Raw genomic sequence first — 8,837 nt, 5'->3', positions numbered from 1 at the left:
GACCGACGACGCCGACCGCGACGAGGTCGCGAAGGGACTCGCCGCGAGCGCCGCCGCACAGGTGATGTACGCCATGGGCGACGACCCCGTTCCGGTCGCCCGGTAACCCGGATGAACCGATCGAGCGCGCGCCGGCTTCGAACCGAGCGACACCGAGCGACCGCCTCGGTCCCCCGTGGTCGGGCGACGACGTGAACGACTCGACCGCCGCGGCCGCGCTCGACGCCGTCGACGCACTGTTCTTCGTCCTCGAGGACGGCCGAATCGCGGAGTGGAACACCGCGACCGACGAAGCGACCGCCGAACAGTCGCTCGCGGACCGGCCGTTCGCCGCGCTGTTCGACGACAGCGACGCGGTCGAGCACGCGATCGAACGCGCCGCCGCGTCGGGCGACGCCACCGTCGAAGCGGAGTTCCCCGGCGCCGGCTGCGCCTACGAGTTCGAACTGGAGCGCCTCGACGACGGCCGGATCGCCGTACTGGGACACGACATCAGCGAGCGGCAGGCCCAGCGCCGCGAACTGGAGAAGCGCGAGCGCGTCCTCAAGCGGACCCACGAGGTGATCGCCGACGGTGACCGCTCGTTCGACGAGCAGATCCGGGCGCTGCTCGGACTCGCCCGCGAGGAACTGGGGCTGGCCGCCGGCTCGCTCTCGCGGGTCCGGGGCGAGGAGACCGACTTCGAGATCGTCGACGGCGGCGGCCCGATCCGGGAGCGGGAGTCGATCCCGGTCGACGAGACGTTCTGTGACGTGGTCGTCGCGGACCGGGAGACGCTGGTGATCAACGACGCGCGCAGCGACGACCGGGTGGTCGACCGCGACACCCACGCCGACCGCGGGGTCGCCTGCTACCTCGGCGCGCCGGTCTACCTCGGCGACGAGGTGTACGGCTCGCTGTGTTTCTACGACACCGAGGCCCGGAGCGTGGAGTTCTCGCCGTGGGACGTGACGCTCGTGGACCTGCTGGCCCAGTGGGTGAGCTACGAGCTCCGGCGCCGGCGGGACACCGAACGCCTGCGCCAGCAGAACGAGAAGCTCGATCGCTTCGCCTCGATCGTCTCCCACGACCTCCGGAACCCCCTGAACGTGGTCTCGGGGTCGCTCGAACTCGCCAAGGAGACCGGCGACGCGGAGCACTTCGACCGCGCCGAGAGCGGGGTCGCCCGGATGGAGACGCTGATCGACGACATGCTTGCACTCGCACGGGCGGGCGACGCCATCGACGACACCGAACCCGTCGAACTCGCGTCGGTCGCCCGCGAGTCGTGGTCGGGCGTCGACACCGGCACGGCGACGCTGACGATTGCGACCGAGAGCACGATACTCGCTGACCGGGACCGGCTCCGGCAGTTACTGGAGAACCTCTTCCGGAACGCGATCGAGCACAGCTCGACCGACTCCCGGCAGGGGGAAAACGGCGGGTCGGCCGACGAGACCCCGACGCCGACGACCGACGGCGGCAGCCTCACCGTCACGGTCGGCGACGTGACCGAGGACGGGCACGTCGTGGGGTTCTACGTCGCCGACGACGGGGTCGGGATCGACGCCGACAGCCGCGAGGACGTGTTCGAGAGCGGCTTTACCACCTCGGAGGACGGCACCGGCTTCGGCCTCGCGATCGTCGGGGAGATCACCGACGCCCACGGCTGGGACGTGTCGCTGGTCGAGGGCGAGGACGGCGGCGCGCGGTTCGAGTTCACGGGCGTCGAACTGGTCGAAAACGAGAACTGATCGGCGTCTCGCGGCCGGTCGGCTGTTAGTTGCTACACGATCACGGCATCGGCTCCGTGCGACCGACATGGCGTCGGTCGCCGGTCGCTCGCCGTGATCGGCGTTATTTCCCCCAGAACGGATCGCGCTTCCGCATCTTCTCCAGATACGCGTTCAGCGCCTCGCGCTCGTCGGCCGGAATCTCCTCTTTGAGTTCCTGTTCGAGGATCTTCGCGTGTTTCTCGGGGAGGTCGATCCAGAGCTCGTCGCCCTCCTCGATGTCCCGACCGACGGTCGGGCCGTCGATGGCGACGCTGACGCGACTGCCCGCGCGGGCCTCGTCCACGTCCTCGCCCTGCTCCTGCATCCCGGAGAGCTCGCCGACGCGGACCGTCTCGCCGTCCTCGAACTTCGCGACGCGGCGGTTGTTCTCGATCGTGCCCGAGAGGATCTCGACGCCGACGACCGCGGGGTCGTTCTGTCGGAACGTGTGGTCCTCGAGGATGCGGAACCGCGCGGGGCGGTGGATCTTGTCGAGCACCGTCTCCTGCTGTTCGCGCTGGCGCTCCTCGACGTACTGCTCGTAGTCCTCGACGAGCTGGTAGATCACGTCGTGGTTGAACAGCTTCACGTCCTGCTGGTCGATCTCGCGCTCGGCGTCGGGCAGCACGTCGACGTTGAAGCCGAGGATCACGCGGTGCTCGGCCTCGTTGGCGGTGCTCGCGACCGCCACGTCACGCGGCGCCACGTCGCCCACTTCTGCGCGGAGGATCGGGATCTCCGCCTCCCGCAGCGCGTTGGCCATCGCCTCCAGGCTGCCGAGCGTGTCGGCCTTGACCACCACGCCCTCGTCGGCGGTGTCGACCTCGATCTCGGAGAGCTCCTCCTCGACCGCGGCGATCACGTCCTCGAGGTGCCGGCCGCGGACGACCCGGACCGGCGCGCCGGCCATCGCGTCGTCGAGGTCCGGCGCCGCGACCTTCACGCCGGAGGCCGCCTGCACCGAGTCGAGGCGCTCGAACTCCGCTTCCGTGCGGATCTCCGAGAGCGCCTTCGGGCGCAGCAGCGCGCGGACCTCCGTCACGATCGGGCTCTCGACGCCGCCGACGACGATCCGGTCGCCCTCCTCGATCGTCCCGTCGTACAGCACCACGTCGAGCGTGGCGCCGAACCCCTTCTCGTCTTTCACTTCGAGCACCGTCCCCTTCCCCGGACCCTGGAGGTCGACCTCCATCTCCGTCTTCATGTAGCGCTGGGAGAGACCCATCAGCACCGCGAGCAGGTCGGGGATTCCCTCCCCGGTCATCGCGGAGACGGGGACGACACCGATGTTGCCCTGGAAGTTCTGGACGCGCCAGTAGAGGTCCGCCGAGAAGCCGGCGTCAGAAAGCTCGCCGATGATCTCGTAGAGGTTCTCGTCGAGCCGCTCGCGGGCGCGGTCGGTCTGGCTCTCGTACGTCTGCTGGACCGGCGCATCTGCCTGTGGGTTCCAGCCGGGCGTGGTGTCGATCTTGTTCGCCGCGACAACGAAGGGGGTGCCGGTTCGCTGGAGGATGTCCAGCGCCTCCTCGGTCTGGGGCTGGAAACCGTCGTTCACGTCGACGACGAGGACCGCGATGTCCGCGAGCGCGCCGCCGCGGGCCCGCAGCGTCGAGAACGAGTGGTGGCCCGGCGTGTCGATGAACAGCAGTCCGGGCAGGTCGAAGTCGTCGGCCATCACGAGGTCGCCGGCCATCGACGACACCGTGTCCAGCGGGACGGCGGTGGCGCCGATGTGCTGGGTGATGGCGCCGGCCTCGCCCTCGCTGACGGCCGAGCCCCGCACCTTGTCGAGCAGGCTCGTCTTCCCGTGGTCGACGTGGCCGAGCACGGCGACGATGGGCGTCCGGAGCGATCCGGGGTCGGTAGCAGCGTCCGCGTCAGTGTCAGAGTTGGCGTCGGGCATCGAAAATCACCGAGAGAACGTCTCTTGGCTGTGGAGAGTCGCGGGCGCCAGTTACCTGTTTCGACTCTCCGTCCACTCCCAGCCCGCGGTCGGCCCCGTGGCGTTTATTGCGCCACGGCCAGTTTAGCCGCGCATGGCCGACATACTCGCCGAGAACCTCTCGGGGAAGGCAGTCATGGGCTCGGACGGTACCGAGCTGGGCATGCTGTACAACATCACGATGGACCTCAAGACGGGCGAGCTTCACGACCTGCTCGTCTCGCCCAACGAGGACACCCCGCGCGGGAAAGTCAACTTCGAGCGCGACGAAGGCGGTCGGTTCCGGGTACCCGTCTCCCGGGTGCAGGCCGTGAAGGACTACATCGTCGTCCAACGCTAAGGATGGAGGTCCTCGACACGTCCGCGTTCATCCACGAGTACCACACCGACGACGAGCAGGTCTCCATCCCCCTCGTCAAAGAGGAGCTGGAGGGCGGCAACGAGTACCGCTTCGACGCGATGGAGGGCGCGGGGATGGAACTCCACCTCCCTGCCGACGAGACCGTCGACCGCGTGCGCCGGGCCGCCGGCGAGACTGGCGACGCCGACGAGCTCTCCGAGACGGACACGCGCCTGCTCGCGACGGCGTTCGAACTCAGCGCCACGCTGGTCACCGACGACTACGCGATGCAGAACGTCGCCGAGAAGCTCGACGTGGCCGTGCAGGTGATCGCCCGCGAGGGGATCGAGGAGGAACGCGAGTGGACGTTCCAGTGTGCCGGCTGCGGCCGCGAGTTCGACGACGACCGCGAGCGCTGCCCGATCTGCGGCAGCGACCTGAGCCGGAAGAACCCCGCCTGATTCTCACGGACCGAGCTACGCTACCTGCCAGTACTGGATCGCGTACAACACCGCGTTGTAGCCGCCGTGAGCGACGGCTGGCACCAGCAGGTTCCCGGTCCGCTCGTAGAGGTAGCCGAGCAGGATCCCCAGCAGGAACGAGAACGCGACGTACGCCAGCGCGCCGCTCCCGCCGCCGATGTAGTGCATCGAGCCGAACAGCGCGCTCGCGCCGACGATCGACGACCACGGACCCCACCCCCGGCGCAACACGCCCTGCAGCCCGCCACGGACCAGTAGCTCCTCGGCCGGGCCGACCACCAGCAGCGAGACGGGCACCATCCAGAGGAAGTAGACGGGGGCGTGGGTCGCCGGATCGAGCGCGGGGTTCTGTGAGGGCGCGACGCCGATCAGCGAGAACGCCCAGAGCACGACGTACTGGCCGACGAGGAGGGCGACGACGGCGCCGACCGTGATCGCCGCCCCCCGGCGGTCCGGTAGCTCCCACGAGAGCAGCGTCCGGTCCCCCTCGGCGACGGCGAACAGCGCGACCGGGACGACGAAGCCGACGAATCGGACGACGGTGCCGACGATCTGGTACGCCGTCGTCCCCTCGGCGACCCCCAGCGTCGACGCGGCGCCGATCCACAGCGAACTCCCGAGGCTGAGGCCGAGCACCCCCGCGATAAACAGCGTGATCGCCTGTCCGATCCGGAGCAGCCGGGAGTCCCCGACCGGCGACTGGCTCATCGCCCGAAGCAAGCGCCCGGCCGGGAAAAGCGGTGCGGGGCCGTCGCGACCGGCGACACCGATAAGGCGCTGTCTCGTGACGGCTGGACCATGGCTAGCAGCACTGGCGTCGTGCTGGCGGCGTTGATCGCAAACGGCGCCATCGCGATCATGAAGTTCGTCGGCTTCCTGCTGACCGGGAGCCCGTCGATGCTCTCCGAGACGTACCACTCCATCTCCGACACCGGCAATCAGGTGTTCCTCCTCATCGGTATCCGCTACTCGAAGAAGGACTCCAACCGTGAGCACCCCTTCGGCTACGGCAAGGCCCAGTTCTTCTACGCCTTCCTCGTCTCCGTGCTCCTGTTCGGGATCGCGGGCTGGGAGAGCCTGAACCACGGGATCCACGCGATCCAGACCGCCGGCCACGTCGAGGCCGGGAAGTTCACCGTCCCCGTCGTCGGCGCCCGGGTCGAGACGTTCTGGCTCAACGTCACCGTGCTCTCGGCGGCGATCGCCTTCGAGGCGTGGGCGCTGGCGAAGGCCAACGCCGAACTCCAGCGGCAGATGACCGAGTTCGGCTGGGGGTCGATCCGCGAGGCGTTCGACAAGACCAGCGACGTGACCACGCTGACGGCGTTCACCGAGGACACCATCGCACTGTCGGGGGCGGCGATCGCGCTGGTCGGCGTCGTGCTCTCGCGGTACACGGGCAACGGCATCTACGACGCCATCTCCGCGGCGATCATCGGCCTCCTGCTGATGGCCTTCGCCCTCGCGCTGGCGTGGGAGAACAAGCGCCTGCTGCTCGGCGAGAGCCTCCCGGCGGGCGTCGAGCGCGAACTCCAGAGTATCGTCACCGACCACCCGGCGGTCGTCCACGTCGACTCGTTCCGGACCGTCTTCTTCGGTCCCCAGAACGCGATGGTCGCCGTCGAGGTGAGCCTCGATCCCGACCTCGTGACGGAGGAGGTCGACGACGCGGTCCGGGAGATCGAGGCCGAGTTACAGGACGCCGACAGTCGCGTGTCGACCATCTACATCGAGCCCCGGATCTGAGCAGCGATCGGGGACTCTAAGGCGGGCGATACGGTACGGGGGGCTGTGCCGCGGTTCGACTACCCCTGTCCCGACTGCCACGCCGCCAGCAGCCTCCACGACGCCGGCTGTCGCTTCGAGGGCGTGGAGTGGCAGACCGTCGAGCGCGCCTACGCAGACGTGCTCGCGCCCCTGTCCGCCGGCGCCCGCGAGGAGGACGACCTCCGCGATCTGGCGCCGGAGTGGGACGCGCTCCACCAGGCCGCGCTCTCACACCTCCGTCGCAGCGGCCGGGTCCAGCCCGACACCAACGGCCGGCTCGAACTCCTGACCGCCGAGGCGTACCGCGAGCAGGTGTCCGAGCCGACGACGGACCCGATGCGGACCATCTACCGGCGGGGGTCCTACCCCGGCTGCCACGACAACGCGGTGTTCGCGATGATCGCGTGGTACGAGATGGTCGGGCTGACGTGGCCCGAGACCCGCGAGAAGGTGCTGGAGTGGCTCGAGGAGTCCGGCACGTGGGCCCGCGGGGGGTTCGAGGAGTCCTCGCCGCAGGAGCTGGTCGACAGCAAGCGACACGTGTACGAGGCGGGCTACGGCTGGAAGGAGAAGGCGCAGGCGGCGAAACACGTCATCGAGCGCCACTCGTAACCGAGTGGGGGTCGGGTCGCCCTCGACACCGCCATCGTTCCTGACCGATGCGTTGCGTCCCGTCCCCATCGGCCGCGTTTTCGGGTGTTCGACGGGGTGAGCGGTAGCGCAGCACCCACCACGATAGCTTTACCCCCCAGGTCGCCGTCGTGACCCACAGATGCCGCTCGATCTCCTGCCCCCGTGGCCCGCAGTCGGTGCTATCGCCGGCGGAGCGGGGGCGCTCGCGCTCGCGTGGCGGATCCGGGAGCACCGGGGGCGACCGGGCGTCGACTGGTTCCTCGGCGTGTTCGCCGCGCAGACGGCGTGGTGTCTCTCCTACGGGTTCGGCCTGCTCGTGTGGGATCCGCCGCTCCGGGGCGCGCTGGAGGCGACGATGTGGCTCGGGATCGTCTGGACCGGGATCGCTTTCCTCGGCTTCGCACTCGAGTACACCGGCCGGAGCGACGTGATCCGGAGCCGCCTGTTCGGAGCGATCGTCGGGTTCGGAATCGTCTCGACCGCGCTGGTGACCACCAACCCGATCCACGGCTGGTTCTGGACCGGGTTCGAGATCGATCCCGCGTTCGGCGTCGCGACGGTCTCGTACATGTTCAGCCCGTGGGCGTACCTCGTCGTCGCCGTGGAGACCGTGCTCGTCGCCAGCGCGGTCTTCCTTCTCGTCGACACCCTGCTCAGCTACGGGCCGCTGTACCGGCGGGAGAGCGCCGCCGTCGCGCTGAGCTCGCTGCCGCCGGGGTTCGCGCTCGTCGCGTGGGCGCTGGAGATCGGCGCCGTGCCCCAGCTCCAGCTCGCGCCCCTGATGTTCGTCCCGCATCTCGTGCTGGACGCGTACGCGTTCGACCGGGCGGAGATGTTCGAGCGGAACCCGACGACGAGCCGCGCCGCCGAGCGGACCGCGATCGACGACCTCGCCGACCCGATCATCGCGCTCTCGCTCGATCGGCACGTCGTCCGACTCAACCCCGCGGCCGAGGCGGTGCTGGGGGTCGACGCCGAGACCGCGCAGGATCGCCCGCTCGACGCGTTCCTCGACCTTCCCGCCGGCGACAGCGAGGAGACCGACGGCGGCGAAAGCGGGGATGCCCTCGCTCGCGAGACGGTCGAGATCGACAGCCGCGACGGGACGGGGCGCCGTACGTACGCGGTGTCGACGTCGCCGCTGACCGATCCCAGCGGGACCCACGTGGGCTACACGGTCGTGCTCTCGGACGTGACCGTCCGGGAGCGGCAGCGCCAACGCGTCGAGGTGCTGAACCGCGTGCTCAGACACAACCTCCGGAACGATCTCACGGTCGTGCTCGGCTACGCAGAGACGCTCGCCGACCGCCTCGACGGCGAGGAGCGCGAGATGGTCCAGCTCATCGAGGAGAACGCCCGACAGCTCTCCGACCTCGGCGAGAACGCCCGGCAGGTGGAGGCGTTCCTCGACGCCGACGAGACCGCGTTCGACGCCGCCGACCTCACCCGCTCGGTGCTCAGGGACGTCTTCAGCGAGGCGCCCGACGCGACCGTTCGGACCGACATCGCCGACACGCTGCCGTTCCACGGCGTGGATCGCGCCTTCGCGGCGGTCGTCGAGAACCTCGTCGAGAACGCGATCCAGCACGGCGACGAGCCGGTGACGGTGTCGCTGACCGCCGGCGACGGGGTCGCTCGGCTCGTCGTGACCGACGCCGGCCCGGGGATCCCCGAACACGAGGTGGCGGTGCTGCGCTCGGGCGGGGAGACGGCGCTCGAACACGGCAGCGGCCTCGGCCTCTGGTCGGTCTATTGGGGCACGGCGCTCTTGGGCGCGACGGTCGATATCGACACGCCCGACGACGGCGGCACGCGCGTCGAAGTAGAGTTCCCGATGGACGAGGCGTAGTCAGAGCCGCAACAGCGTCCCCAGCCCGTCGACGAGAACGATCCCCGACTCGGACTCCGTGTCGACGTGA

The 8,837-nt window shown here is 69.5% G+C and carries 9 protein-coding genes; 7 read left to right on the top strand and 2 right to left on the bottom strand.

What is annotated here, in order from left to right; translation table 11 throughout:
• Positions 1-106, top strand: a 106-nt coding sequence (locus ACFR9S_RS02985) for a DUF5811 family protein (RefSeq protein ID WP_379818034.1), incomplete at its 5' end; no start/stop codon positions are given.
• A gap of 85 nt (positions 107-191) precedes the next feature.
• Positions 192-1,733 (top strand): sensor histidine kinase, encoded by a 1,542-nt coding sequence (locus ACFR9S_RS02980; protein ID WP_379818032.1) that lies wholly within the window; start codon positions 192-194, stop codon positions 1,731-1,733.
• A gap of 103 nt (positions 1,734-1,836) precedes the next feature.
• On the opposite strand, the gene infB is transcribed toward ACFR9S_RS02980, so the two are convergent.
• Positions 1,837-3,657, bottom strand: coding sequence for a translation initiation factor IF-2 (gene infB, locus ACFR9S_RS02975; protein ID WP_379818031.1), 1,821 nt, complete (start codon positions 3,655-3,657; stop codon positions 1,837-1,839).
• Between the two features lie 133 nt (positions 3,658-3,790).
• Between infB and ACFR9S_RS02970 the strand changes: the two genes are divergently transcribed.
• Positions 3,791-4,036 (top strand): PRC-barrel domain-containing protein, encoded by a 246-nt coding sequence (locus tag ACFR9S_RS02970; RefSeq protein WP_053947046.1) that lies wholly within the window; start codon positions 3,791-3,793, stop codon positions 4,034-4,036.
• A 2-nt stretch (positions 4,037-4,038) separates the two neighbouring features.
• Positions 4,039-4,497, top strand: a complete 459-nt coding sequence (locus ACFR9S_RS02965; protein WP_379731437.1) for an NOB1 family endonuclease — start codon at positions 4,039-4,041, stop codon at positions 4,495-4,497.
• A gap of 15 nt (positions 4,498-4,512) precedes the next feature.
• Here ACFR9S_RS02965 and ACFR9S_RS02960 read toward each other — a convergent pair whose 3' ends face one another.
• Positions 4,513-5,226 carry a CPBP family intramembrane glutamic endopeptidase gene (locus ACFR9S_RS02960; RefSeq protein WP_379818030.1) on the bottom strand — a complete coding sequence of 238 codons (714 nt, stop codon included), beginning with the start codon at positions 5,224-5,226 and terminating at the stop codon, positions 4,513-4,515.
• A 90-nt stretch (positions 5,227-5,316) separates the two neighbouring features.
• On the opposite strand from ACFR9S_RS02960, the gene ACFR9S_RS02955 reads away from it, so the two are divergent.
• The 3 genes from ACFR9S_RS02955 to ACFR9S_RS02945 all read left to right on the top strand — a co-directional run bounded on the left by ACFR9S_RS02955 (position 5,317) and on the right by ACFR9S_RS02945 (position 8,767).
• Positions 5,317-6,264 (top strand): cation diffusion facilitator family transporter, encoded by a 948-nt coding sequence (locus ACFR9S_RS02955; protein ID WP_379731396.1) that lies wholly within the window; start codon positions 5,317-5,319, stop codon positions 6,262-6,264.
• A gap of 45 nt (positions 6,265-6,309) precedes the next feature.
• Positions 6,310-6,897, top strand: coding sequence for a DUF7474 family protein (locus ACFR9S_RS02950; protein WP_379731395.1), 588 nt, complete (start codon positions 6,310-6,312; stop codon positions 6,895-6,897).
• A gap of 160 nt (positions 6,898-7,057) precedes the next feature.
• On the top strand, positions 7,058-8,767 hold the full coding sequence (locus tag ACFR9S_RS02945) for a histidine kinase N-terminal 7TM domain-containing protein (RefSeq protein WP_379731394.1): 1,710 nt from the start codon (positions 7,058-7,060) through the stop codon (positions 8,765-8,767).
• Positions 8,768-8,837 lie beyond the last annotated feature (70 nt).

It is taken from the genome of Halolamina salina, assembly GCF_042678005.1.
GTDB lineage: Archaea > Halobacteriota > Halobacteria > Halobacteriales > Haloferacaceae > Halolamina > Halolamina salina.
The sequence above is the reverse complement of the archived record's forward strand: the minus strand, read 5'-3'. Positions and strand labels throughout refer to the sequence as shown.

Excerpts from the sequence above, each read along its gene's own strand:
- infB (WP_379818031.1), bottom strand. The coding sequence starts at position 3,657 with ATGCCCGACGCCAACTCTGACACTGACGCGGACGCTGCTACCGACCCC.
- ACFR9S_RS02970 (WP_053947046.1), top strand. The coding sequence starts at position 3,791 with ATGGCCGACATACTCGCCGAGAACCTCTCGGGGAAGGCAGTCATGGGC.
- ACFR9S_RS02965 (WP_379731437.1), top strand. The coding sequence starts at position 4,039 with ATGGAGGTCCTCGACACGTCCGCGTTCATCCACGAGTACCACACCGAC.
- ACFR9S_RS02960 (WP_379818030.1), bottom strand. The coding sequence starts at position 5,226 with ATGAGCCAGTCGCCGGTCGGGGACTCCCGGCTGCTCCGGATCGGACAG.
- ACFR9S_RS02955 (WP_379731396.1), top strand. The coding sequence starts at position 5,317 with ATGGCTAGCAGCACTGGCGTCGTGCTGGCGGCGTTGATCGCAAACGGC.
- ACFR9S_RS02945 (WP_379731394.1), top strand. The coding sequence starts at position 7,058 with ATGCCGCTCGATCTCCTGCCCCCGTGGCCCGCAGTCGGTGCTATCGCC.